The organism is Paenibacillus riograndensis SBR5 (assembly GCF_000981585.1).
In the GTDB taxonomy this organism is placed as follows: Bacteria; Bacillota; Bacilli; order Paenibacillales; family Paenibacillaceae; genus Paenibacillus_AQ; species Paenibacillus_AQ riograndensis.
The window spans coordinates 1501018-1524975 of record NZ_LN831776.1; the positions used below are offsets into that span (position 1 = coordinate 1501018).

A 23958-nucleotide genomic window follows, 5' to 3' on the forward strand; every position below is an offset into this window, starting at 1 on the left:
ACCTTGGTGAGAAAAGAAGAGCCAGCGGACAAATGACCGTTGGCTAGAAGGTTATTCACCCGCCAGGGTGATTTTGTTCTTACTTAGGAAATTATGATGTCCTTTTCTTCTGTGCTTAGCCTGCTGCATCGGATTCCAAAACATCCCATGCAGGGAGAAGGTGATCCTGCCGATAATAAGCATAATACTTATGCTGTCTGCTTTTTTCCCGCTGTGATTGATAGTGGTGTTCAGATAATGTTCAGTGTATTATTGTACAGTACAGCTTCAGAGTGCGAAACTATTCACACGCAAAAGGGAGTGCTAGTGAACGATGGAAGCCCGAAATTATATGCTGGCCTTATCGTCGGTGCTCATAGCAGCATTGACCATCTATAGTATTTACTATTTGTCCCCAAAATTCGGCGGCAAACATCAAAAAGCCCGCGCAATACGCGCGGTCTTCATGATTCTTATTGCAGGCGCCGGATTAAGCGTCATGCATCTGCTGGGGATGCAGACCCTCTCGGAATATGCCCCTGATAGTGAAAGCCTGTTCCTTCCGCTCACCCTTTATGTTCTGACGCTGGCGGGGATGCTGTTCCTGTTCTCCCGGCTGCGCCAGCTCCTGGCGGAACGGGAACAGTTGAAGGAATTGGCCTACCGGGATTCCTTGACTGGTCTTTTGAACAAGAACGGCATGGATCACTTCTGGGACCATTGCAAGCCTAACGAGCAGCTCGCCGTGCTGTTTCTGGATCTGAACCGCTTCAAAGCGATCAACGATACGCTTGGACATCATGTGGGCGATTTGCTGCTTAAAGCAGTCGGCACCACGCTGAGCCAATTCTCCAGCAAAGGCAAGCGGCATATCTTCCGCATTGGCGGGGATGAATTTGTGATCATCGCCAAGCGCTGCAGCCGCAAGGATGCGGAACAGCTGGCGCTGCGGATTCTGGAGAAGACGACCCGCAATTATAAGCTGGAGAAACATGAATTGTTTGTTTCAGCCAGCATCGGCATTACTATGAGCCATGGCAGAATCGACCGCCAGAAGCTGCTCAAAGAGGCCGATTCTGCCATGTACAACGCCAAACAGTTGGGCAGCGGCCGCTATTCCCTGCACAAGCAGGGCCAAAGTGCAAGTCCAAGCAACCCCGCCGGCGGCTCCGCCAGCCTGCTCCACAGCAGCGCTTCCAGCACGAATAGACTTGGCGATAAGCAGAACTCCATGCGGGCGTGAGCAGGGAGTTCTGTTTTTTCGCGGTTACGCTTTATTGGAATGGACGGTGTTCACTGCTCTGGCACGTCCTTTCATCAGCAGCAGGCACACAAGGGCAAACGCCATGCTGGCGGTTGCCGCATAGAACAGGGTAGAGTAATCCGTAAGGTCAATCAGCAGCCCCAGCAGGGGAGGCGATGTAATAGCAGCAAGCGAGGAGACCAAATAATATATTCCGGTCCGTGTGCCAATACTTTCTTCATTTCCTGTAGCCACTACAAAAGGATAAGAATTGATATTGATGCAAGCCCAGAATATTCCGCCCAGCAGCAGCAGACCACGCAGCAGCAGCACATTTTCTGCAAAACCTACGAGTGCAAATACCGCCATCAGTCCGCATACCCCAAGAATAATAACTGGCTTCTTCCCGAACCGCCCGCCCAGCCAGCCGCTTGGAATCGCAAAAATCACAAAAGCCAGCGAAAAGAAGGTGAGCGAAAAGGAAGCCGCTTGCTCACTAAGACCGAGATGATGTTTGCCGTACAAGGTGAACAACGTCTCAACACCCTGATAAGCCACGAACCAGAAAAAGATAGCCGCCAGCAGCCAGACCGTTGTCCGGTCCAGCTGTTTTTTCAGGGAGACGCGTGCAGGTCTGCTCAAGGGAAGAACAAGCTCCCCCGGCTGAAGAGCCCTGTCAGCAGCAGGACCTGCCGGGGCATTAGCTGCCGCCGTATTGACGCCATCCCGGCCCTCCTTGATGAACCGCGATACAATGAACAGGCACAGCAGTGTGATCAGGCCAGCCGCCACGAATGGCAGCACGGGGCTCGAATCGTAAAGATAGGACCCTGCGCCAAAAGCGAGAATGGAACCTGCTCCGCCCATAAAGTTAATCAGCCCGTTGGCCTTGGTGCGCTGATGCTCCGGCGTGATGTCCGGCATCAGCGCCACCGTTGGCGACCGGTACAGGCTCATGGCCAGATTCATCAGCATCATGAACAGCAGGAGAGTGAATAGTCCGCTGTGGAACGGAATCAACATAGTCAGCACAGCAGCCAGTGGCATGCCGATCATCAAATAGGGCATTCTGCGCCCGAAGCGGGTCGCCGTACGGTCGCTGCGGTTGCCGATCCACGGCTGCAGAAACAGTGCGAAATAATTATCGATGGTCATCATGAAGCTGATCAGGGCGACGCTATGCACATATTTTTCCAGAAAAAAAGGAACAAACGCATTGTACAAGCTCCATGTAATGCTGATGCTGAAAAAGCCGAAGCCAAGCAGCCAGACTTTTTTCACTCCATCACACTCCTCTGGATGCCAGCAGTCCGGCGAGTACATCCGGAACATCGGTAATAATCCCCGCTACACCGGCCTCAATTAAATATTTCATCCGTTCCGGATCATTTACGGTCCATGGATGATAGACAACCCCATGTTCCGCAGCCCCGGCTACAAACTCCGGCAGCACGGCCAAATGATAGGCATGCAGCGCATCGGCCTGCAGAGAAGCGGCATAATCCCATGGGCGGTACAAGCCTTCTCCATATAAAATCCCGGTGCGGATCTCCGGTGCCAGCGACTTGCAGTAAGCGAGAGAATAATGGTTGAAGCTAGACAGCACAATGCGCTCACTCATGCCATACTCCCGCACAGCGGCGATCACTTTTTCCTCCATGCCGGGGTAGAGATAGGTGCCGTTTTTCAGCTCGATATTCAGGATGGTGTCACGACCTTGCAGCAGATCGAGCAGTTCTTCCAGGACAGGAATCCGTTCTCCGGCAAATTCAGCGCCAAACCACGATCCGGCATCCGCCTTCAGTACCTCGCTCAGTGTCATATCCTTTACCAATCCGCTGCGATTCGTTGTGCGGTTCAGGCTCTCGTCGTGAATGAGGATCAGCCTTCCGTCAAGGGTCATCTGCACATCGGTTTCAATGCCGGTTGCCCCGAGCTCAAGACCTTTGCGGAATGCCGCCATCGTATTCTCCGGACAGACCGCAGATGCGCCGCGGTGCGCAAAATTAATTGTGTTGTTCATCTCATTCAGTTCCTCCGTCTCATTAGTGTAAGTGTACATTTGCCGCAGCAGGTGCGGGTCTTCCTATTTCATATTCAACACTCCAGCAGGAAACCCTGTCCGCCGGAAGCGAAAGGGCGCTGATTTGGCAATTTTAACATTGAGCTGACGTTAATGAAACATTAAGCGGGCTATTTTGGTCTGCTTTCGTGGGCTATTCGGTCTGCTTTAAATCTCATTGACGATTCAAATTTGGCCATGCTATCATATCACTAATTCTTTTAAATCCGATAAGTAAACTATGCTTTTGCTTTCGGAAACTTTTTTTAAGATGAAAAGGGGTTTGGCGCATGAAAATCAGAACATTGGCAGCTGCAGCACTGGTAGGAATGTCGGTAGTGCTTGGCGCGTGCGGGAACAAAGAGGCTGCCGGTGCAGACAAAAAGGACATCGTCGTCGGCTTTGGTGTAGGCACTTATGAGGAGCAGTTCCGCCTCGGCATTGTACCGATTCTGGAGAAAGAGGGCTATAAGGTGATGATCAAAACCTTTTCCCAGAATATGCAGGTCAACCCGGCGATGAAGGAAGGCTCTATCGATGCCAGCATTTTTCAGAGTACCGCGTATATGGAGGGCATTAATAAGGAAATTGGTGCGGATATGGCAGTGCTGAATTTCGTGCCGAGTGCGCCGCAAGGGCTGTATTCCGAGAAGCACAAGTCGCTCGACGAGGTGAAGGACGGCTCGGTTATCGCAATACCGAATGACCCGGTGAACCAGGAGCGGGCGGTGCGGATTCTGGAGGAGCTGGGCTGGGTGAAAGTCAAACCCGGTGCCGGAACAACCGATTTCAACCTTAGCAGTGTAGAGCCGGACAAATATCAGCTGAAGCTGGAAGCGCTGGATTCTGCCCAGATTCTCGTTTCGCTGGCCGATGTGGATTATGGAGTGGTTAACGGCAACTATATTGCCAATGCCAAACGTCAAATTACCGAAGCGCTGAAGATTGAGAACACACCGGAGCAGCACCGGGTCACCGTAACTGTCAACAAAGACGATCTGGATACCCAATGGGCGAAGGATCTGAAAGCAGCCTATGAATCCAAGGAATTCGAGGAGTACATCCACGCGCAGGACAAATATGACGGTTTTATACTTCCGGATGCGTGGGCCAATAACTGATAAATGAGCGGAGGAGATCACAGGATGGCGGCAAAAAGAATTCATTTTATCGGGGGCGGCCAAATGGCCGAGGCGATCATTCGGGCGGTTATCGGCAAAGGCGCCTATAAGGCGGAACAGATCAGTGTAGCGGATGTGAATGAAGAACGTAACCTCTATCTGAAAAATACCTACGGTATTCACGCAGCTGTATCCCAGGCAGCGGAGCTGGGGGAGGCGGAGCTGATCATCATTGCGGTGCGGCCGCAGGATGATCTGGCAGCGGTCGGCAGGCTGATTGCCGAACATGCGGCAGGCCAGGCCGCCGTGCTGTCGATCGTGGCCGGAGTGAGCATTGCCAGGCTGGGCGGGTATGCGGGTGCGGAACGCCCGATTATCCGGGTGATTCCGAATACGCTGACCGATACCGGCCTTGGCTACAGCGGTGCGGCTTTGAACGGTTTTGCCGACAAAGCCCAGGTGGATGACTTCCTGAACGCTTTTGGCAAGGTGCTGTATCTGGAAGAAGCGCAGATTGATATCTTTACCGGCTACGGGGTGGCCGGGCCGAATTATGTCTATTATTTCATCGAGTCCCTGGCCGATGCCGGAGTGCTTGCCGGTCTGCCCCGGGAGCAGGCCTGGCAGGTCGCGCTGGAGAATGTGGAAGGGGCCGTTGCCATGCTGCGCCACAGCGGCAAGCATCCGCGCCAGCTTCTGGACATCAACAATTCTCCGGGCGGCGTCGGTATCCATGCCCTGTATGAGCTGAACAACAGCGATTTCGCAGCCGGGCTGCAGCGCAGTGTCAAGGCTGCCGTGAAGCGCACGACAGAGCTGGGGCAGGTACATCCATGAGCAGCCTCCAATGGGATCATACCGTTCATTATATCAATGATCTGGAGCAGGCGGTGCAGACCTTTACGGACAATGGCCTTGCCGCATTCCCGGGCGGGTCGCACAAGCTGTGGGGCACCCATAATGCGCTGAGCTACTTCGGGCTGAACTATGTGGAATTTCTGGCAGTGGAGAACCGGGAGCTGGCTGAATCGGCGGATACTGCCAATCTTGTCGTCAAGGATGCTGTAAAGCTGCTGCCCGAGCATGAGGGCTTCAGCAGGGTGGCTATCCGCACTGATGATATTGAGCAGACTGCGGCGCTGCTCCAGCAGCAAGGCCTTAAGCTGTCGCCGATTATGGACGGCCGACGGCTGAACAAGCAAGGGCAATGGATTGAATGGCGGATGTTGACCATTGGCGGACATTTTCAGGGACTGGTCTACCCGTTCGTTATTCAGTGGAAAGGCACAGACGGGCAGCGTCAACAGGAGCTTAGGACAGCAGGCATTATTAGGCCCCACCCTGCCGGAGCAGTTGAAGTACGGGCGGCTGTTTTCTCCGTTACTGATCCGGCGGCAACCGCTGCTCATTGGAGTCAAGTGATTGGCTTGCCCTTCCAGAATCATAGATCTGCGGCAGACGGCTCCGTATCCCTTGCTATCGGAAACAAGGCGTTTGTGTTCCGGCAGGGGAACGGGGAGCAGATGCAGGAACTGCTGCTGGCAACGGATGCCCCCGGTTTGGCGGGCCGGAGAATCCGCTTTGGCCAGGCTGATTATGTTTTTACAGCGCTATAGCACTATAGCATTGCTTGGCATTGCCCAATGCCGGATCCCAATACAGCACCAAGTATAGTCCCAAGAATGAAGTGGAAAAAGGTACACTAATTCTCTCAATCAGGCGATAAATTCGAAAATAGATGGAAAAAGGCCACTTAAATTGAAGGAAAACGGAAAATAGGGTCTTTTTTGATCAATGTAAGTGGATACATTCCACCTAAGTGTTGATTAATAAGCGCTTGCTAAGAAATAAGTGGAGAATTTCCAACTATCATATCGGGAATACCTATAGCCATCTGGGATTACGGCCGTTTACGACAGCCCGGTAACTTAGGCCGACACAATCCCGCGGATCATTTCATGTACCTGCCGGGCTGTGCAGAGGGCTTGTGAATACTGGGAGTCGCTTTTTTTGGCAGGCGTAAGCCCCGGAAGGAATGGAATGGAGAGCACCGGAGTATCGGCGCTGTTGAGATAGATGATGAGCGTAAGCTCGGTAATTTCCTCGGCGTGGTCAGTATCAAGATTTATTGCGGTTGTGCCTGATGGGGCTGCACCCGGAGTTTGCCTGGCAGGGCTGGTGGTAATCCGGCTGGTTTTGCTGACCTTGGTGAGCGTTAGCGCCTTTTCTACAATTTCCGATCCCAGTATATGCTCAAAAGGGAACATCGCCGGTGATGCTGCTTCCGGGCTGGCGGGATTACAGAACCCTACTGCCATCTGTTTGCCTTTTTCATCCAAGGCGATAATATGGGACTTATCCGGAGTGATATATTGCTCGGTAAAGTTATAATTGAAGGGTGTTAGGCCAGAGGCCGGTTTGTTCCGGGCGGATGACGCTGAAGAGAGCTTGATCTGCAGGATTCCCGCTGCCAGCAGCAATGAAACCCCCAACAGGGCGAACAGGTACATCAGGAAATTGAGCATTAGGCCGCCTCCTAAAAGTTTTGTAAGCGAAACTCCCGTGAATCCTGCTTCGTACAAAACTTACTTCGTAAGCATAAGCTAAGTTTTGTGAGCGAAACTCCCGTGAATCCAGTCTCCCTCCAATAGTAATAGATATGCTTGCGGGAAGTGAACCAATACATAGGTTTGACTTTGTGCGGCTTAAAAAAAGGAGCCGGAAGGCTCCTTTTTTTAAGCGGAATGAGAACAACACATGCAAAAGCTCTATCTCAGCCTATACACCCGGGCCTCATACGGGCGCAGCGACAGGGAACGGATATCCTCCTCCGGCTGTACTCCGTAATTAGCGATAACCAGCGTTTTGTCCTGAAAGACTACACATGCTGGAAGCTCAAAAGCGGCAGGCCGGCCGAAGAAGTTCAGCATGACAAGCAGCCGCTCTTCTCCAAGTGTGCGCAGATAGGCATACACCTGCTCATGCTCCTCGGCCAGGATCGCATAATCCCCGTACACGAATATGTCATGGCTTTTCCGCAGCTCAATCAGCTTTTTATAGTAGTGGAAAATAGAATCGGGGTCAGCCAGGGCCTGCTCGACGTTAATCTCCGTATAGTTTGGATTCACGGCCAGCCAAGGTGTGCCGGTGGTGAATCCGGCCTGCGGTTCCGCGCTCCACTGCATGGGGGTACGCCCATTGTCGCGGCCTTTGATATAAATGGAGTTCATAATTTCTTCCTCCGCATGCCCCGCGGCCCGGTATTCCTTATACATATTCAGGATTTCAATATCCTTATATTCGCTTATAGAGTCAAATTTCACGTTGGTCATGCCGATTTCTTCGCCCTGGTAGATGTAAGGGGTGCCTTGAAGTGTGTGCAGCAGCGTAGCCAGCATTTTGGCCGACTCTTTCGGGTAGTGTTTATCATCTCCGAAACGGGACAGCATGCGCGGCTGGTCATGATTGTTCAGGTAAAGGCTGTTCCAGCCCTTGCCATGCAGCGCGGTTTGCCATTTGGAGAAGATAGACTTTATATCCGCCAGCTTCCATGGCCGCACATCCCATTTGCCCCTCGGCCCGGAATCGACCTCCATCAGTTCGAAGTGGAACAGCATATGCAGCTCATTCCGGTCTTCGCCGACATACAGCGCGGCTTCCTCGGGGGTAACGCCGATGGCTTCACCGACAGTCATAATGTCATATTTGGACAGTACCTCCCGGTTCATTTCCTGCATGTATTCATGCACGCGCGGACCGTTTACGAAATATTCACCGCCAAAATGGTAGCTCCGCTCGCCGTCCTCCTGGTCCTTCACCACACTGGGAAGCTCTGGAACCTTGGAGATCAGGTTGATTACGTCCATGCGGAACCCGTCGATGCCTTTATCGAGCCACCAGGTCATCATATCGTAAATTTCCCGCCGCAGCTTCGGATTGTCCCAATTCAGATCCGGCTGCTTCCGGGAGAACAGGTGCAGGAAATATTCGTCAGTCTGCGCATCATATTCCCAGGCCGGGCCGCTGAAGAAGGAACCCCAATTGTTAGGCTCATGCCCGTCCTTGCCCGCGCGCCAGATGTAATAGTCCCGGTAAGGGCTGTCCGGGGATTTGCGCGATTCAGCGAACCAGGCATGCTCATCCGAGGAGTGGTTGACCACCAGATCCATAATCAGCTTCATACCGCGGGCGTGAAGTCCGGCAAGCAGTTCCTCCCAGTCAGCGAGTGTGCCGAAATCATTCATGATACTCTGATAATTGCTGATATCATAGCCGTTATCGTCATTGGGCGACTGGTATACCGGGCACAGCCAGACCACGTTGATGCCCAGCTGCTCCAAATAATCAAGCCGGGAGATTATCCCTTGAAGATCACCGATGCCGTCTCCATTGCTGTCTTGAAAGCTGCGGGGGTAGATTTGGTACACTACACTTTCTTTCCACCATTGCTTGTTCATGCTCCTGCACTCCTGTCTCTATATCAACTGCGGTACGTAAATTTACTTAATGGAGCCTTGGGTAAGGCCGCCGATAATCCATTTCTGTGCGAACAAATAAATAATCAGCATCGGGGACAAAGCCAGCAGATACGAGGCGAAAGCCAGGTTGAAATCGGTGCTGAATTGGCCCTGGAAGACGTACTGCACAAGCGGCAGCGTATAGGAATCCTGGTTGCCTAAGAGAATCAGCGGCAGCATGAAGTCATTCCAGGTGGACAGGCAGGACAAGATGCCGATGGTCGCATTGACAGGAGCCAGCAGCGGGAAAATAATCCGCCAGAAGGTGCCCCAGGTCGAGGCCCCGTCCACTGTCGCCGCTTCCTCCAGCTCATACGGAATGGAGCGGATATAACCGACATACACAAAGACATTAAAAGCAAGGCCATATACGATATACAAAATAATCAGCCCGGGAATATTGTTCATATGCAGGTCGGTAGTGACTTTGACCACCGGCAGCATAATGATCTGGAACGGAATGAACATGGCGCTGATGAAATAGAAGTAGAGCGTTTTGAAGAAACGCTTGTTCATATTCCGGGCAATGGCGTAGGCGACCATAGAATTCGTGAGCAGAATAAATATAACCGCTGTCACAGTAATTGTGGCACTGTTGCCCAGGGCATTGAAGAAATTCGTCGCCTTGATGGCGTTCGCGAAATTTTCGAAATGCAGTCCGGTGGGCAGAGAGAAAATGGAGCGGGCCATTTCCTCGGGGTTTTTGAGTGCTATGGCGATCGTCATGTACAGCGGAAAGAGGATGAGCAGGGAGCACAGCGCGATAATTACCGTAACCGGCCAATTCGTTGTTTTTTTGATCATAGGTCCATCTCCCGTTTCTGCAGGAATTTAAGCTGAAGGGCGGAGATGACGACGATGACGATAAAATAAATCACGGCGTTCGCCGACTGGTATGCGAATTCTCCGCCCTGGAAGCCGCCGGTGTATATCAATAGGGCGATGGATTGCGTAGAACGGCCGGGACCCCCGCCTGTCAGGGCGATGATCTGGTCGAAAACCATCAGGCCGCCTTTCATCGCCAGCACCATATTGATCGTGAAAAAGGAGGCAAGCAGCGGAAAGGTAATGCTCCAGAATTCCCGCCAGCGGCTGGCGCCGTCCAGATTGGAAGCTTCATAAAGATCGTGGGGAATCGTCTGCAAGCCGGCCAGATACAGAATGGTGTTATAAGCGATGCCCTGCCAGACCGCAACAATGACGATCCCGATCCAGGCCCAATCGGAGTTGCCGAGGATGTTCTGCGAGAGAAAATCACTTCCCAGCTTTTCGCCCCACACCGGAAATACATTGGAGAACAGGTAGTTGAAGATAAAGCCGACAATCAGCACGCTGAGGATATTGGGCAGGAAATATACGCCGCGGAAAAAGTTTTTGGCTTTTATCTTGGCATTCAGTCCCAATGCGATCAGCAGGCTGATGATATTGATGAGAACAGTTGTAGCGATGGCGTATTTAAAGGTGAAAAGATAAGAGTTCAGCACATTCTCGTCTTTGAAAATATTAATGAAATTCTTGAACCCCACATAATCAAAGCTGTTGCTGTAGCCATCCCAGTTCGTGAACGCATAATAAATGCCCTGCAGCGCCGGAAACGTATGAAAGGCGAAGAACAGCAGCAGTGCGGGTATAGTCATCAGGTAAAAAGCGGCTCGCCGTTTGGCCATCAGTTAATCCTCCTTGGAAAAAAGCGCAGAAGCAGGGGCTTGCCGCCCCTGTTCTCCTGATGCTTGTAGTTCATTTTATCGATTGGCAATCCTATTTCCGGTTAGCTACCTTATCCCATTCTGTATCGAGCTGCTTCAGGTAGGCGTCGATGTCTTTTTTGTTCAGGAAGCTTTGAATAATCGTATCGACCTTCATCGCCCCAGGGATGTAATGGTCGGCAAAATCGGCCAGGTTGCCGGAGGTGAATGCTTCCTTGAAGCCGTCCGTGGAAGGGTCATTCTGAGTTACGCCTTTCACCGCCGGGAATGCTTTTTGCTCGGTGATGTAGGCCGTTACGTTCTCCGGCTGAAGGAGGAATTCGACGAATTTCTTCGCTTCTTCTTTATGCTTGCTGTCCTTGGAGATCGTCAGCAGGGTATCCACGCCGGAAATGACCTTGTTTTTTGCGGGATCATTGGTGGCCGGGAAAGGGAACACGCCCAGCTCAAGAGATGGATTGGCCTTCATGATTTCGGGGATCGCCCATACACCCTGCAGATACATCGCGGATTCACCCTTGGCGAATGCCGTATTGCCGTCATTGTAGCCCTTGCCGAAAATGTCCTTCTGGGCAAATTCAGTCAGCTTCAGCTGCTTCTCGGCGATTTCCCGGAAGCTGTCACTGAAGGTCACGCTGCCTTCGGTGCGCTTCTTGAAGAAATCAGTGCCAAGAATGCTTGGCTCCAGAGAGTTGAAGGGGGTGAGTGAGGTCCAGGAATCCTTCAGCGTCAGGTAGAAGGCATACTTGCCGCTGTCTTTGAACTTCTGGGCTGCAGCGATGAATTCATCCCAGGTTGTTGGCACGGCTACGTCGGCTTCCTTGAACATTGCTTTGTTATAGATGACACCGCTGGCATTGGCAGAGAACGGAATGCCGTTCAGTTCGCTTGAACCCGTCAGGTCATTCAGCATTTTGACATAGGCGGGCTGGATAGAGGAAACCAGCGGATCACCGGTGAAGTCCTCGAACAATCCGCTGGCGGAGAGGGTCTTGTAAGTGTCGGTGGCACCAAGGCCGATCACATCGGGAAGATCCTGTTTAGCGGCGCGGGTCTTCAGCACCGTTTCGGCATCCGGCGGGTTGATCTGCGAGACAACGATGTCCGGGTTCGCGGCGTTGAATTGGGCGACCAGCTTGTCGAAGGTGGCTTTGGCTTCCGTCTTGTTCTGGAAGAACTCAATCTTGACCTTCTCACCGGAAGCGGCGTTCCCTCCATCATCGGTAGCAGCGTTGCTCCCGCTATTATTGCCGCAGGCGCTGAGCAGTGACATAGCCAGCAGGCTTACTGTTACGGGTTTCATTGTTTTTTTCATGGATGGAATCCCCCTGATTACTGAATTTAGCAGTTTACTGCCATTTGGAGTAAACGTTTACTCTCTGTCCCTACCAAACTATCCCTGGATTAGATGCCTGTAGATACTGGATTTAACCAGTTGTGATACAGGTTCCTACGGCAGGATGGTCAACAATCGGACCCTTTAGGTTAAGCGTTTACGTTATATTGATAAAAAGACTTAGGCAAGTGTTCTCACCGTTTGTCTTTCCACAATCGAATGTGCCATGATCCTGTTTGCGGCAATTTCCCCGGTTTCAATCATTCCGATCAGCTTCTCGGAGGCGATCTTTCCCATTTCGTACAGCGGCTGCCGGACCGTTGTTAGCGGAGGCGTAACCATCTGAGCCGGTTTGAGATCATCATATCCCATGATCGAGATATCCTCGGGAACGTTCAGACCGTGTTTCAGGGCTGAGGAGAGTGCACCAATGGCCATCTCATCACTGGCTGCAAAGACGGCGGTAACCTCTCCCGCTTTGCGCAATAAGGCTTCCATTGCCCTGCTGCCGCTCTCGAATGAAAAGTCTCCATACACAAGACGGCTGCTGTCAAAAGCAATTCCGTTCGCTTCCAGCGCTTTGCGGTAGCCCTGTACTCTGGGAGTCCCGGCGATGGGATCGCCTTTGGTTCCGCTGATCATGGCGATTTTACGGTGGCCTTTGGAGATCAGAAATTGGATCGCGTCATAGACCGCCTGGTAATCATCAACCTTCACATAGGGCACCTTGGCAAAATCCGTCTGCGAGGAGACAAGAACAACCGGTATCTTCATGCTCTCCAGCACCTCATAGTACTCTTTGCTCAGCACCTCACTGGAAAAAATAATGCCGTCTACCTGTTTTTCGCGCAGCAGCTGCAAATACTTCATTGTCCGCTTGCCGTCATTATCTGTGTTGCAGACGACTACACTGTAATTGCTGTCATGGGCGAATTCGTCAATCCCGTGAAGCAGATCGGAAGAGAAGGCGCTGGAAACTTTGGGAAACATCACACCGATAGTCTGTGTCCGCTTGTTGATGAGACCGCGGGCGATAGCATTGGGCTGATACCCAAGCTCTTTGATCGCCTGATTCACCTTCTGCTTCGTTTTGTCCGAGTAGCCCGTCAGGTTATTCAGTACACGGGACACGGTGGCAATGGATACATTTGCTTTCTGGGCGACATCTTTGATCGTAGGATTCATAAGGCAGTTCCTCGGTTTTCTGTTTCATTCGGATTTAAAGTGTAACGTAAACGCTTACGCTTACCTGAAATATAAAGGCAAGATATATTTTTGTCAACGGAAAGATTACACAAAAATGAAAAGCAATCGGACAGATCCCGTAATCTCTATACAAAATAAGAACAGCGATTGACAAAGAACCGAGAGGGGCCTACGATAAAGTAAACGTTTACTCCAAGGTCTGTGGATCATGAATTTTCTGCGGAGGACGATATAAATAATGAACCCGATCTAAGTATATATAAAGCGAACTTGAAAAACGAACAAAAGGGAAAAGGGTGGAGGGGAAGTTTGGAACTGGAGGAGCGAATGCGTCCGCCTTTGTCTGCGGATTTCCACCGCGAAGTGCGGGAATAATCAAGAAATCTGCAGATGGGCAGCGGCCGGAAGTCCAAACATTCACCGGAGTCCCGACGAAGTCCCTAATGTTAATATCTTAAGTTCACTCTATATAGATGTTATATGTTACCTTCAGTACATCACATCATACGGACAAGGAGCCGCACTCATGAGCATATATCTGGAGCTTCCAGATGTGGATAAGCATTTTCCCTTCCGCAGTCTGATTTGTGGAGGGGATGAGCTGTGTTATCCGCATTGGCATAAGGAAATTGAAATTATATACGTTACTAAGGGAAGACTAAATCTGGGAATAAATGATACCCCGATCCGTATGGAGCAGGGGGAAGTCCAGTTTATCAACGGCGGGGATGTGCATTATTTTCTTGCATCGCCTGAAAGTGAGCGGGTGGTGATCCAGTTCGACCTGAATCTGTTCCAGGAGGTTGCCGCCCTGGGAAGCAGCGGCTATTCGCTGCGGGACCTGTTTACCGAGATGGAGCATTCCAGCCCTTCATGGCCTGAGGCAGCTACCGCCAAAGTAATATCGCTGATCGAGAGCATCTATGAGGAAGATACCCAGCGCCGGGAAGGGTATGCCTATCTGATCAAAGCGAGAATGTTCGAGCTGCTGACGGTTATTTTACGGGAAATTCCTAAGAATAGAACGCAGCGGCAGCCTAAGTTCTCGGAGGATACGCTGACCCAGTCCAGAGAAACCATGGAGCGCCTGGAGCGGATTTTTGCCTATGTGGAGCTGCATTACCAGAAGTCGATTTCACTGAACGAGGTGGCCCGCTATATGGGCTTCAGCCCCTATTACTTCACCAAGCTGTTCAAGCGGAATACTGGGATGACCTTTGTTGCTTTTTTGAATGAATACCGCCTCAACAAAGCGAAGTGGATTCTGTTAAACGAGGACCTGCCGATGTCCGCTGTGGCGGAAGCTGCGGGGTTTGGCAGCGTGAAGACCTTTCACCATTTTTTCAAGGAGGCCACGGGGATTTCCCCGCTGAAGTACCATAAGACAATATTCAGGAATAATACAGCAAGAATGCAGGAAGAAAGCGCCGGGGCAGATTTGTATGATAGAGATATCAAAACCAGTGGAGGTTAGGCCAACAATGACGCTAAAGATAGGAATTATCGGCTGCGGCGGTATCGCCAACGGCAAACATATGCCGGCATTGCAAAAAGTGGAAGGTGCGGTGATGGTGGCATTCTGCGATATCGTGCCTGAACGTGCCGAAAAGGCAAAAGCAGAGTTTGGAAATGAAAGCGCTGCGGTCTATAACGATTATAAAGAGCTGCTTAAGGATGCAAGTATAGATGTGATTCATGTATGTACGCCGAACATTTCCCATGCGGAAATTTCGATCGCTGCTATGGAGGCCGGGAAGCATGTGATGTGCGAGAAGCCTATGGCCAAAACTACTGCGGAAGCCCAGGCGATGATTGACGCGTCCGTGCGGACAGGAAAGAAGCTGACTATTGGCTACCAGAACCGCTTCCGGGCGGATTCGGCTTACCTGCACACTGTATGCGAGAATAACGGGCTTGGAGAAATTTATTATGCCAGAGCCAAGGCTATCCGCCGCCGTGCGGTGCCAACCTGGGGTGTGTTCCTGGATGAGGAAGCGCAGGGCGGCGGGCCGCTGATCGATATTGGCACCCATGCCCTTGATCTTACCTTGTGGATGATGGACAATTACAAGCCTAAGTATGCTGTAGGCAATGCCTATCACAAGCTGTCCGGCCGCAAGAACGCCGCCAATGCGTGGGGACCGTGGGACCCGGAAAAATTCACGGTAGAGGACTCGGCGATCGGCTTCATTACGATGGAGAACGGAGCGACTATCGTTCTTGAGGCCAGCTGGGCGCTGAATACTCTCGATGTGGGCGAGGCCAGAACGGTGCTCTGCGGTACAGAAGGCGGAGCGGACATGGAGAAGGGCCTGCGCATCAACGGTGAAGAATACGGCAAAACCTATGAGAAGCATATTGGCCTGGATGCAGCCGGTGTGGATTTCTACGACGGTGCAGGAGACGACCCTGCGGTGGCTGAAGCGAAGCAGTGGATCGAGAGCATTGTAAATAACACCGAACCGGTCGTGAAGCCGGAGCAGGCGCTGGTGGTTACCCGCATTCTGGAAGCCATCTACAAATCGTCCGAAACGGGAATGCCGGTATTTTTTGACTAATTATTTTGAACTGGGAAAATTAAGAATAAGAGGGAAAGTGGCAGAGTCACGCCCCAGCCTGGAATACAAGGATCAGAAGTTCAGTTTATATTTATAGAGCGAACTTGAAAAACTAACAAAAGGGAAAGGGGATGGAGGGGAAGTTTGGAACTGGAGGAGCGAAAGCGTCCGCCTGAAAGCTTTCCGTAGGAAAGCTCGCTATCTTCAGCATAGGCAGTCTGCGGATTTCCACCGCGAACAGCGGTAACAATCAAGAAATCTGCAGATGGGCAGCGGCCGGAAGTCCAAACATTCTCCGTAGTCCCGACGAAGTCCTTAATGTAAATATCTTAAGTTCACTCTATATAGATTGAGACAAACAGGAGAGTGTTCATCGTGACCAGAGTAACCGTATGGAATGAATATCGTCATGAACGTCAGGAAGAGCGAATCCGTGAGGTGTACCCGCAGGGCATTCATGCCCAGCTGGCATCCTTCCTCAGCGAAGCCGGACTGGATACAGCGACAGCAACGCTGGATGAGCCGGAGCACGGATTAACGGAGGAAGTGCTGAATAACACGGATGTGCTGGTATGGTGGGGACACGTCGCCCATCAGGAAGTGAGCGATGAGATCGTGAACCGGGTTCATCAGCGCGTGCTGCAGGGAATGGGGCTGGTGGTGCTGCATTCAGGGCATATGTCCAAAATCTTCATGAAACTGATGGGCACAAGCTGTGACCTGAAATGGCGCGAAGCCGGGGAAAAAGAGCGCCTCTGGGTCATGGACCCGAGCCATCCGATTGCCGAAGGCATTGGCGAGTATATTGACCTTGAGCAGGAAGAGATGTACGGGGCACATTTTGATGTTCCGGCACCGGAGTCACTGATTTTTGTCGGCTGGTTCGAAGGCGGCAATGTATTCCCGAGCGGATCGACGTACCGGCGCGGCAGCGGGAAGATTTTTTATTTTCAGCCGGGACATGAGTCCTACCCGACCTATTACAATAAAGAGATTCAACAGGTGATTATCAACGGCGTGAACTGGTGTGCGCCGGCTAAGCGTGATTACCCTGTGTATGGACACTCCGAGGCGCTGGAGCCAATTAGAGAAAAGGTGGGAGTATAGATGAAATTAGGAGTATTTGATCCCGTATTTGGAAGTCTGAGCCTGGATGAGATGCTGGATAAAATCGCAGCCGCCGGCCTGAACGCCGTCGAAATCGGCTCGGGCGGAAATCCCGGCAACCCCCATTGTCCTACGGATGAGCTGCTGGCGAGCGAAGCGGCCCGTAAGGCGTATTTGGAAAAGTTCACGAAACGCGGCATTATGATCAGCGCCTTCAGCTGCCATAACAACCCGATTTCGCCGGATCAGGAGGAAGCGCGCCAGGGCGATGAGATCCTGCGCAAGTCGATCAAGCTTGCTTCACTGATGGGCGTTGCCGTGGTCAACACCTTCTCGGGCACCGCCGGAGACAGCGATGAGGCCAAAGCACCGAACTGGCCCGTTACGCCTTGGCCTACAGTATACAGCGATATTTTAACCTGGCAGTGGGAGCACAAGCTGATTCCTTACTGGAAAGAAATCGCCCAGCTCGCAGAAGAGCATGGGGTGAAGATTGGCATCGAGCTGCATGGCGGCTTCCTGTGCCATACCCCGTATACGATTCTCAAGCTGAGAGAAGCAACCGGTCCGGCGATTGGCGCGAATCTGGACCCGAGCCATCTGTGGTGGCAGGGCATTGATCCTGTAGGTGCGATCAAGATTCTGGGCAAAGCCGGCGCGATCCACCATTTTCATGCCAAAGACACATACCTGGATCAGGACAACATCAACATGTACGGTCTGACAGACATGCAGCCCTATGGCGATGTGCAGACCCGGGCGTGGACCTTCCGCTCCGTCGGCTGCGGGCACAGCCTGTCCGAATGGTCGAACATTATGAGTGCGCTGCGTACTTACGGCTATGATTACGTAGTTAGTATTGAGCACGAAGATCCGCTCATGTCCGTGGACGAAGGCTTCTACCGCGCAGTGACCAACCTGCAGTCAATCCTGATCCGTGAGCAGCCGCTGGATATGTGGTGGGCGTAAGGGGAACAACAACTGCATTGGTGAAAAATTCAAAAGCCATCATCGGCCTACAATTTCGTAGGCCGTGATGGCTTTTTCTTTGTTTGTGTGCCCTGATAAGCACGGATGTTCTAGCCGGTGCAAGTCCTGGCGCGGGAGGGGCCTAAGAGAAAGTAACTCCGACCGCGCCGGAAACGTGCTGCTGGGCGAAATGAGAGGTATAAATACCTCTTATTGGGCAGCAAACGTGCTGCTGGGCGAAATGAGAGGTATAAATACCTCTGATCTGGTGGAAAACGGCCCACTGGACGAAATGAGAGGTATAAATACCTCTGATCTCATCATAATCGCGTTACCGGAAATGCGGCTCATGAAGCGCAGCGGCCGGTTGTTCATGCAGTATGCCGCGCCAGTCTCCGGCTCCGCTTACCCTCTTGCCCCGTTTGCCTGCTTGCCCACTTGCTCCGTTTGCACCGCCTCCCCTGCTTCCTCCGTCTCCCCTGCTTTCCCTACTTTATCAGCTCATCCACCCTTGCTTTACTGGTGCTTGTAATAAATCACCGTTGCGGACATTTCCCCATCGCTATTGATTACATAGTCCGGGATTTTGCCCACTTCCACAAATCCGCGTGACTGATAGAGCAGATTGGAGGGATCGCCCTCACGTGTATCCAGCACGAGCAGTGTCCGGCCACCCGCCACCGCTGCCTGCTCCGCAGTCTCCATGAGCATGCGGGCAATGCCTTTGCGGCGGTGCTCCGGATGCACCATCAGCTTGGCGATTTCCGCCCGGTGCGGGGAGTTCGGCTTGGATTCCGGGTGCAGCTGCACCGTGCCAACAATACTGTCTCCCTCCTGAGCCACCCAGAGCAGGACGCCAGGGGCCAGTACTCCCCGCCAATAGGCTTCCGCTTCCTCTGCTGCAAGCGGAGACAGGAAGCCGATGGAGGCACCGTCCGCAACAACATCTATGATCAGCGTGTTCAACTGCTGTATAATCTCCGGTTGTAATTCCTCAAGCCGCTTAATGGTAATTTCATGGTTCATCAGCAAGTCTCCCTTTCGTAATTTGAACTTAAAAAAAGTAGGAATGGAAGCTAAACAGGCCAATTCAGATGCGGATGCCAATGAGAGTCTCTTTCAAATTAGGTCAGAACTCTCATTCTATTGCATTTTCTGCAGCAGATGACCCCATATATCGGTCAAAAAGCTCAATCTATTGCACTCTGTACATTAGAATCTACTAGAAAAGCTGTTTTTGACTCCAAAACCGGAAATCTGTTGCACGAAATACAGCAGAATGCGATTCGTAGCCGGGACACTGAGCGTTCTGTTGCACAAAGTACAGTCATGCAAAAAATCCGCTTTTGTTATTCCAAATAAAGACTACGAATTTCAAGTTTAAACTATATAGTGTCTTTTTTTATTATAGCCATGTGATGAAAGTTTACAAATTGAAAATAAAAAAGATATTTTCATGGAACGTAGATGTTAAATATAAAGCCTTGACTGCCAAGGGATTCACTGCTTCGAGGTGCTGCAGCCAGGGATGTTGTGAGCAATTAATGCTTCATTTTCCAATGCAGCACGGCGCATAATCCATTATACTAAATGAAAAATTCAGCCGGGGGAAGTGAAACGGATGATGCGGCGATGGAACAACTTAACCTACCAGAGCAAGCTGCTGCTCGCCTTTTTTCTGTTAGGTATTATCCCGTCCATTGTGATAGGGACGATGGCGTACTTCAAATCCGTGGATACCCTGGAATCCCGAGTGAATGAGGATTTGGGTGTGATCGCCGGGCAGCTGAACGAAGCGATCCAGCGGCAGGTGGAGGATGTGGACCGTTTCAGCACCTTTCCGTATTTTACGCCGGAGATCTTTCAAATCCTCAATCAGCCGTATATCCCCCGCGATCAGTGGGGCTACAGGGAGCTTGAAACCCAACTCCAGTTTGCCAAGCTTCTGGTGACGTATCCTTCGATTTTTTCCACGATTCAAGGTCTGATCTTCTACAGCACCAAAGGCAATGTGTACGGCTACCGGGTCAGTGACCGCTCCTCTATCAATGAGTCTGTCAGTCCGGTAGAAGAAGAGTGGTATAAGGAAACGCTCAGCCGGGACGGGGGTGTGTTCATCTCAGGTTTGCGGCAGGAGAAGCAGTTCAACAGTGCCCCGTTTGCGACCATTACGGCTTCCCGGCTGCTGCTGAATGATGATTTTAGTCCGGCGGGTGTGGTGGCTGTGGATATCCGGCCCGATTTTATGGATAAGATCGTCCGCTCCTTCCAGCTCAAGAGCATGCATGTCATGGTGGCCGATGAGAAAGGGGAGCTGATCTATTCCACCCGTACTGCCGATAATCAGCGGTTTCTCAGCGCGGCAGCGCAGCAGTCAGGCCGGAACGGAGCAACACGCGGCTTGATCACAGTTCCTGAACTCGGAGACGGGCTTGAGGCGGCTACCGGGGTATATGCCCATAGTGAATATTTGGGCTGGACCAGCTACCTGCTGATCGACCGGAAGGAACTGCTGGAAGACGCCAATGTCATCCGTAATTTTACGATTGTGCTGGTGGTGATCTTTACCGCAGCCGCCGCGGTTCTGTCCCTGCTGCTGGCCCGGGGTCTGTCGAAACCGATCCGCAGCCTGATTTCCTCGATGCGTGATGTGGAGCGGGGGCTGTTCGTAGCTCCGGCTGCGCCGCCTATCAAAGGCGAAATCGGCCAGTTGCATCTCAGCTACGTGACGATGGTGAAGCGGCTGGATATGCTGATCCAGTCCATTGAAGAGAATGAGCGGCAGAAGCGTGAAGCCGAGCTGTATGCGCTCAGGGCGAGGATTGCACCCCATTTTCTGTACAATACGATCAACTCGATCCGCATGCTGGCCGTCCTGCAGCAGTCTGACGGGATAGCCAAACTGCTGCAATCGCTGAACAAGCTGCTGCATGCCAACATGAAGCTGGACAGCGAGCTGGTGCCGCTTGCGGCGGAGCTGGAACTGCTGCGTCACTATGTACGGCTGATGGAGCTGCGGTATACGAACCGGTTTCAGGTGGATTGGAAGATTGAGGAGCATACGGAGCGGGCCATGGTTCCCCCGATGATTCTGCAGCCGCTGATGGAGAACGCGATTTTTCACGGCTCCTTCGAGGTGGAAGGTCCGCTTTTGATTGAGGTTCAGGTTTCTTTTGTGAACAATGGCGGGGAACTGCTGATTACGATTGCTGACAACGGGCATGGCATCACGCCTGAAGCACTGAATGTCCTCAATGGGCTAAGCCCCCAGAATGCCGCTGGACATTTAAGCAACAGCATCGGTGTAGCCAATGTGCGCGACCGTATCCGCCTGAGATTTGGCCCGCCGTATACCCTGCTGCTGGTGAGTGAGCCGGATCGGGGAACCCGGGCCGAGCTGTATTTGCCTTTTAAACAGGAGGACGGGGAAGCTGCCCCGCCGCAAATGGAGGAATGAGCCATGTGGAATTTGTTAGTCGTTGAAGATGAGACCATTGTGCGGCTGGGTCTGCGGTATATGCTGGACTGGGACGGGCTTGCAATCAGCTGGAAGGCTGAAGCAGCGAATGGCCAGGAAGCCCTCAAGGCGCTGGCCCAGCAAGAAATTCATATCGTGATGACGGATATCCGCATGCCAGGAATGGACGGACTGGAGCTGGCGCGCAGGATTAAGGAGCAGTACAGCGGGGTGCAGATTATTTTCTTCAGCAGCTTCGAGGATTTCCCTTATGTAAAAGAAGCCGTCCGCATTGGCGTGGTGGATTATCTGCATAAGCCGACCATGGACGCGGAGGAGATTGCTGCGGCACTCAAAAAAGCAACAGCAGCATTGGAGCAGCTTCATCAGGAAGCTGTTCCCCAGGCGCATACGGATAAAGACCGGGACCATCTGCTGCAGCAGATGCTGGAGACGGAAGAACATCCGGCTGACTGGGCAGAGCGTTGGAAGCGTTACGGGCTTGAAGCCCTGTACGGACAGGGATATCAGCTGGCGCTGCTGCGTATAGCCGAGAACCAACCCGTGGAGCTTCAGGCCGGGCTGGCCCGGTTTATGTCTTTTCGTTATTTTTTGGAGGAGTATACCTCACGGGAGTGGGGCGGAATTCTGCTCAGCCGTGACAACAAGGAGCTGATCTGGCTGCTTGCGCTGGACGGGGAAAGGGCGGAGGCCGGGGCGATGCAGGCATATTTGGATCAATTGGAGCAGAGTCTGTTCAAAATGCTAGGCATCCGCTTGTCCTATACGTACAGCATGATTCACCGCAAGGCGGAAGAACTGCCGGAGGCCTACAGGAGTGCTGCATCCCAAGAGCCGGTGAGCGGAGGTAAACTCAGCGGAATTATCCGGCTGGCGACAGCCTATATTGACGGGCATTTGCTGGAGGATCTGACACTGGCCCGGACCGCAGAGGAGATTCATGTTAGCGTCAGCCATTTAAGCCGCCTGTTCCTCAAGGAGACCGGACAGCATTTCAACGAATATGTAACCGCTAAAAAAATGCTGCTCGCCCGCAAGCTGCTGCGTAACAGCAACCGAAAGGTATATGAGGTGGCGGAGGAGCTGGGCTATGCCAACCCGCATTATTTCAGCAAGCTGTTCAAAGATGACACAGGCATGACACCCCTCGAATTCCGCAATCAATAAGCAGTGAATCGGCAATGGGAAGCAAATTTACAGAGGAAAGCAAAAATTTTATGGGAAATAGCAAATTTCGTCTAGTTCCTGGGCAAATTGGCCAAGTGAAGACTTAAATTAAGCAATTTATAGCGCCAAAGCAGCAAATCGCACCGGTAGTTTACCTGACGCATCGGAGGTACGATGAATTCAAGAAATTCACTTTATGTCAGGGAGGCTAACATTGTGAGAAGAAAAGGCGGGTTCAGGTGGTTGCCGGTATTATGTCTCGGATTGTTGATCATACTTGCAGGCTGCGGCAGCAATAACGCGGCGACAAATGGTGCTTCGGCCACAAATGATGGAAGCGCAGCTGCCGGTGGCAATGCCGGAAAAGAGCCGGTGGTGCTCAAGCTGACGACATGGAATCCGATCAGCCAGACGGTAGTCGATAAGTTTCAGGAGAAATACCCTTACATCACGATCGAGCACGACAAGGTATATGACCAATTCCGCGAAATCATCCGTACCCGGATCGTCTCCAAATCCGATATGGATATGCTCTGGCTGTTCCCCAACCAGGTGGCTGAATTCTCCAAAGAGGATGTGCTGATGGACATTACCGGCAGTCCTTGGCTCAGCAACTACCTCGATGCGGCGGTGAAGCTGGGTACGGTGGACGGCAAAACCTACGGCGTTCCATACAACAGCCAGCCAATTCTCATGTTCTATAACAAAACCCTGTTCGATCAGTTGGGACTCTCCATTCCCGCCAACTGGGAAGAGCTGATGGCTGTGAGTGAAAAAATCAAAGCCAGCGGCACGGCACCAATGGTCATCGGAAGCAAGGACGGCTGGGCTACCCAGTTCATCACCACCTCCCAGTTCGGCCTCTATCAACATGAGAACCCGGATGTATTCGCACAGCTGGCAAGCGGAGATAAGAAGTGGACGGATCCGGAATTTGCGGGCTACTTTGACGGAATGAAGGAATTGTCCGATAAAGGCTACCTGCTGGAAAATTCCGTCGGCCTCAGCTATGACCAGGTGGCGCAGGTATTCAAAGAAGGCAAGGCGGCCATGTGGCCGATGGGCGAGTGGGGCTACAGCGAAAACTTTGATGCCGACTTCTCCACCTTCGAGCTAGGCGCCTTCCCGATTCCGGTCAACCGTGGCGACCAGCCGCTGGTAACGAACCTTGTCTCCGACAACCTGCTGGTGGGCGTATCGTGGAGCAAGCACCAGGAAGAGATCAAGCTGTTCATGGAATTCGTCGCCCAGCCGGAAATGGCCAAGATCTGGTCGGATGAAACGAAGCAGGCTGTTACGGTAAAAGACGGCACCTCGGAATCCTACAACCCGCTGGCCGCCTCGCTTCAGCCGTTGATCGACGCGAGCGAAGCGCAGATTTTCCCAAGCATGACCTCTTCCATCGAGCCGGTGATGTTCCCGATCTTCCAGCAGATCCTGCTCAAGCAGGAGGTGGACACGGCCAAGCTGCTGGAGCAAATGCAGACGGCGCAGGACAAGGACATCTAA

20 protein-coding genes are annotated in these 23958 nt (G+C 52.2%); 11 read left to right on the forward strand and 9 right to left on the reverse strand.

What is annotated here, in order from left to right; all coding sequences use genetic code 11:
- Window positions 1-313 precede the first annotated feature (313 nt).
- Complete coding sequence (locus tag PRIO_RS33730; RefSeq protein ID WP_020429782.1) at window positions 314-1222, forward strand: GGDEF domain-containing protein; 909 nt, start codon at window positions 314-316, stop codon at window positions 1220-1222.
- A 24-nt stretch (window positions 1223-1246) separates the two neighbouring features.
- Here PRIO_RS33730 and PRIO_RS06530 read toward each other — a convergent pair whose 3' ends face one another.
- Both PRIO_RS06530 and PRIO_RS06535 read right to left on the reverse strand, forming a co-directional pair.
- Window positions 1247-2503, reverse strand: coding sequence for an SLC45 family MFS transporter (locus PRIO_RS06530; RefSeq protein WP_046501557.1), 1257 nt, complete (start codon window positions 2501-2503; stop codon window positions 1247-1249).
- 4 nt (window positions 2504-2507) lie between these two features.
- Window positions 2508-3245, reverse strand: coding sequence for a glycerophosphodiester phosphodiesterase (locus PRIO_RS06535; RefSeq protein WP_039789524.1), 738 nt, complete (start codon window positions 3243-3245; stop codon window positions 2508-2510).
- A 329-nt stretch (window positions 3246-3574) separates the two neighbouring features.
- On the opposite strand from PRIO_RS06535, the gene PRIO_RS06540 reads away from it, so the two are divergent.
- Genes PRIO_RS06540 through PRIO_RS06550 form a run of 3 tightly spaced genes read left to right on the forward strand, consistent with a single transcriptional unit; the run spans window position 3575 to window position 6021 of the window.
- Window positions 3575-4405, forward strand: coding sequence for a MetQ/NlpA family ABC transporter substrate-binding protein (locus PRIO_RS06540; RefSeq protein WP_020429787.1), 831 nt, complete (start codon window positions 3575-3577; stop codon window positions 4403-4405).
- Between the two features lie 24 nt (window positions 4406-4429).
- Entirely contained in the window at window positions 4430-5242 is an 813-nt protein-coding gene (gene proC / locus PRIO_RS06545) for a pyrroline-5-carboxylate reductase (protein ID WP_020429788.1), read from the forward strand.
- On the forward strand, window positions 5239-6021 hold the full coding sequence (locus PRIO_RS06550; protein WP_020429790.1) for a VOC family protein: 783 nt from the start codon (window positions 5239-5241) through the stop codon (window positions 6019-6021). The genes proC and PRIO_RS06550 overlap by 4 nt, the downstream gene beginning before the upstream one ends.
- 312 nt (window positions 6022-6333) lie before the next feature.
- Here the strand turns inward: PRIO_RS06550 and PRIO_RS06555 are convergent, their stop codons facing one another.
- The 6 genes from PRIO_RS06555 to PRIO_RS06580 form a co-directional block, all read right to left on the reverse strand.
- Entirely contained in the window at window positions 6334-6930 is a 597-nt protein-coding gene (locus PRIO_RS06555; RefSeq protein WP_020429792.1) for a hypothetical protein, read from the reverse strand.
- A gap of 243 nt (window positions 6931-7173) precedes the next feature.
- The gene (locus tag PRIO_RS06560) at window positions 7174-8862 is read right to left on the reverse strand and encodes a glycoside hydrolase family 13 protein (protein ID WP_020429794.1); all 1689 of its coding nucleotides are present in this window, start codon (window positions 8860-8862) and stop codon (window positions 7174-7176) included.
- Window positions 8863-8904: 42 nt separating this feature from the next.
- The gene (locus PRIO_RS06565) at window positions 8905-9726 is read right to left on the reverse strand and encodes a carbohydrate ABC transporter permease (RefSeq protein ID WP_020429796.1); all 822 of its coding nucleotides are present in this window, start codon (window positions 9724-9726) and stop codon (window positions 8905-8907) included.
- The gene (locus PRIO_RS06570; protein WP_046501561.1) at window positions 9723-10589 is read right to left on the reverse strand and encodes a carbohydrate ABC transporter permease; all 867 of its coding nucleotides are present in this window, start codon (window positions 10587-10589) and stop codon (window positions 9723-9725) included. Before PRIO_RS06570 ends, PRIO_RS06565 begins: the two co-directional genes overlap by 4 nt.
- A 91-nt stretch (window positions 10590-10680) precedes the next feature.
- Window positions 10681-11943, reverse strand: coding sequence for an ABC transporter substrate-binding protein (locus PRIO_RS06575; protein WP_020429800.1), 1263 nt, complete (start codon window positions 11941-11943; stop codon window positions 10681-10683).
- Between the two features lie 201 nt (window positions 11944-12144).
- Window positions 12145-13149, reverse strand: coding sequence for a LacI family DNA-binding transcriptional regulator (locus PRIO_RS06580; protein ID WP_020429802.1), 1005 nt, complete (start codon window positions 13147-13149; stop codon window positions 12145-12147).
- A gap of 547 nt (window positions 13150-13696) precedes the next feature.
- Between PRIO_RS06580 and PRIO_RS06585 the strand changes: the two genes are divergently transcribed.
- The 4 genes from PRIO_RS06585 to PRIO_RS06600 all read left to right on the forward strand — a co-directional run bounded on the left by PRIO_RS06585 (window position 13697) and on the right by PRIO_RS06600 (window position 17804).
- Window positions 13697-14644, forward strand: a complete 948-nt coding sequence (locus PRIO_RS06585) for an AraC family transcriptional regulator (RefSeq protein ID WP_020429804.1) — start codon at window positions 13697-13699, stop codon at window positions 14642-14644.
- A 7-nt stretch (window positions 14645-14651) separates the two neighbouring features.
- Window positions 14652-15728, forward strand: coding sequence for a Gfo/Idh/MocA family protein (locus PRIO_RS06590; protein ID WP_020429805.1), 1077 nt, complete (start codon window positions 14652-14654; stop codon window positions 15726-15728).
- Between the two features lie 375 nt (window positions 15729-16103).
- On the forward strand, window positions 16104-16835 hold the full coding sequence (locus tag PRIO_RS06595; RefSeq protein WP_039789535.1) for a ThuA domain-containing protein: 732 nt from the start codon (window positions 16104-16106) through the stop codon (window positions 16833-16835).
- Window positions 16836-17804: a sugar phosphate isomerase/epimerase family protein gene (locus PRIO_RS06600; protein ID WP_020429809.1), complete on the forward strand. Its 969-nt coding sequence runs from the start codon at window positions 16836-16838 to the stop codon at window positions 17802-17804.
- A 516-nt stretch (window positions 17805-18320) separates the two neighbouring features.
- On the opposite strand, the gene PRIO_RS06605 is transcribed toward PRIO_RS06600, so the two are convergent.
- Window positions 18321-18830, reverse strand: a complete 510-nt coding sequence (locus tag PRIO_RS06605; RefSeq protein ID WP_020429811.1) for a GNAT family N-acetyltransferase — start codon at window positions 18828-18830, stop codon at window positions 18321-18323.
- Window positions 18831-19425: 595 nt separating this feature from the next.
- Between PRIO_RS06605 and PRIO_RS06610 the strand changes: the two genes are divergently transcribed.
- The 3 genes from PRIO_RS06610 (at window position 19426) to PRIO_RS06620 (ending at window position 23958) form a co-directional block, all read left to right on the forward strand.
- The gene (locus PRIO_RS06610) at window positions 19426-21261 is read left to right on the forward strand and encodes a cache domain-containing sensor histidine kinase (RefSeq protein WP_020429814.1); all 1836 of its coding nucleotides are present in this window, start codon (window positions 19426-19428) and stop codon (window positions 21259-21261) included.
- Between the two features lie 3 nt (window positions 21262-21264).
- Window positions 21265-22449 carry a response regulator transcription factor gene (locus tag PRIO_RS06615; RefSeq protein WP_020429816.1) on the forward strand — a complete coding sequence of 395 codons (1185 nt, stop codon included), beginning with the start codon at window positions 21265-21267 and terminating at the stop codon, window positions 22447-22449.
- Between the two features lie 264 nt (window positions 22450-22713).
- On the forward strand, window positions 22714-23958 hold the full coding sequence (locus PRIO_RS06620) for an ABC transporter substrate-binding protein (RefSeq protein ID WP_231869827.1): 1245 nt from the start codon (window positions 22714-22716) through the stop codon (window positions 23956-23958).

Bases quoted from the DNA above. Each gene is read 5' to 3' on its own strand.
- PRIO_RS06605 (WP_020429811.1), bottom strand. From the start codon at position 18,830: ATGAACCATGAAATTACCATTAAGCGGCTTGAGGAATTACAACCGGAG.
- PRIO_RS06615 (WP_020429816.1), top strand. From the start codon at position 21,265: ATGTGGAATTTGTTAGTCGTTGAAGATGAGACCATTGTGCGGCTGGGT.
- PRIO_RS06610 (WP_020429814.1), top strand. From the start codon at position 19,426: ATGATGCGGCGATGGAACAACTTAACCTACCAGAGCAAGCTGCTGCTC.
- PRIO_RS06550 (WP_020429790.1), top strand. From the start codon at position 5,239: ATGAGCAGCCTCCAATGGGATCATACCGTTCATTATATCAATGATCTG.
- PRIO_RS06570 (WP_046501561.1), bottom strand. From the start codon at position 10,589: ATGGCCAAACGGCGAGCCGCTTTTTACCTGATGACTATACCCGCACTG.
- PRIO_RS06540 (WP_020429787.1), top strand. From the start codon at position 3,575: ATGAAAATCAGAACATTGGCAGCTGCAGCACTGGTAGGAATGTCGGTA.
- PRIO_RS06580 (WP_020429802.1), bottom strand. From the start codon at position 13,149: ATGAATCCTACGATCAAAGATGTCGCCCAGAAAGCAAATGTATCCATT.
- PRIO_RS06600 (WP_020429809.1), top strand. From the start codon at position 16,836: ATGAAATTAGGAGTATTTGATCCCGTATTTGGAAGTCTGAGCCTGGAT.
- PRIO_RS06535 (WP_039789524.1), bottom strand. From the start codon at position 3,245: ATGAACAACACAATTAATTTTGCGCACCGCGGCGCATCTGCGGTCTGT.
- PRIO_RS06585 (WP_020429804.1), top strand. From the start codon at position 13,697: ATGAGCATATATCTGGAGCTTCCAGATGTGGATAAGCATTTTCCCTTC.
- PRIO_RS06565 (WP_020429796.1), bottom strand. From the start codon at position 9,726: ATGATCAAAAAAACAACGAATTGGCCGGTTACGGTAATTATCGCGCTG.
- proC (WP_020429788.1), top strand. From the start codon at position 4,430: ATGGCGGCAAAAAGAATTCATTTTATCGGGGGCGGCCAAATGGCCGAG.
- PRIO_RS06555 (WP_020429792.1), bottom strand. From the start codon at position 6,930: ATGCTCAATTTCCTGATGTACCTGTTCGCCCTGTTGGGGGTTTCATTG.
- PRIO_RS06590 (WP_020429805.1), top strand. From the start codon at position 14,652: ATGACGCTAAAGATAGGAATTATCGGCTGCGGCGGTATCGCCAACGGC.
- PRIO_RS06560 (WP_020429794.1), bottom strand. From the start codon at position 8,862: ATGAACAAGCAATGGTGGAAAGAAAGTGTAGTGTACCAAATCTACCCC.
- PRIO_RS06575 (WP_020429800.1), bottom strand. From the start codon at position 11,943: ATGAAAAAAACAATGAAACCCGTAACAGTAAGCCTGCTGGCTATGTCA.
- PRIO_RS33730 (WP_020429782.1), top strand. From the start codon at position 314: ATGGAAGCCCGAAATTATATGCTGGCCTTATCGTCGGTGCTCATAGCA.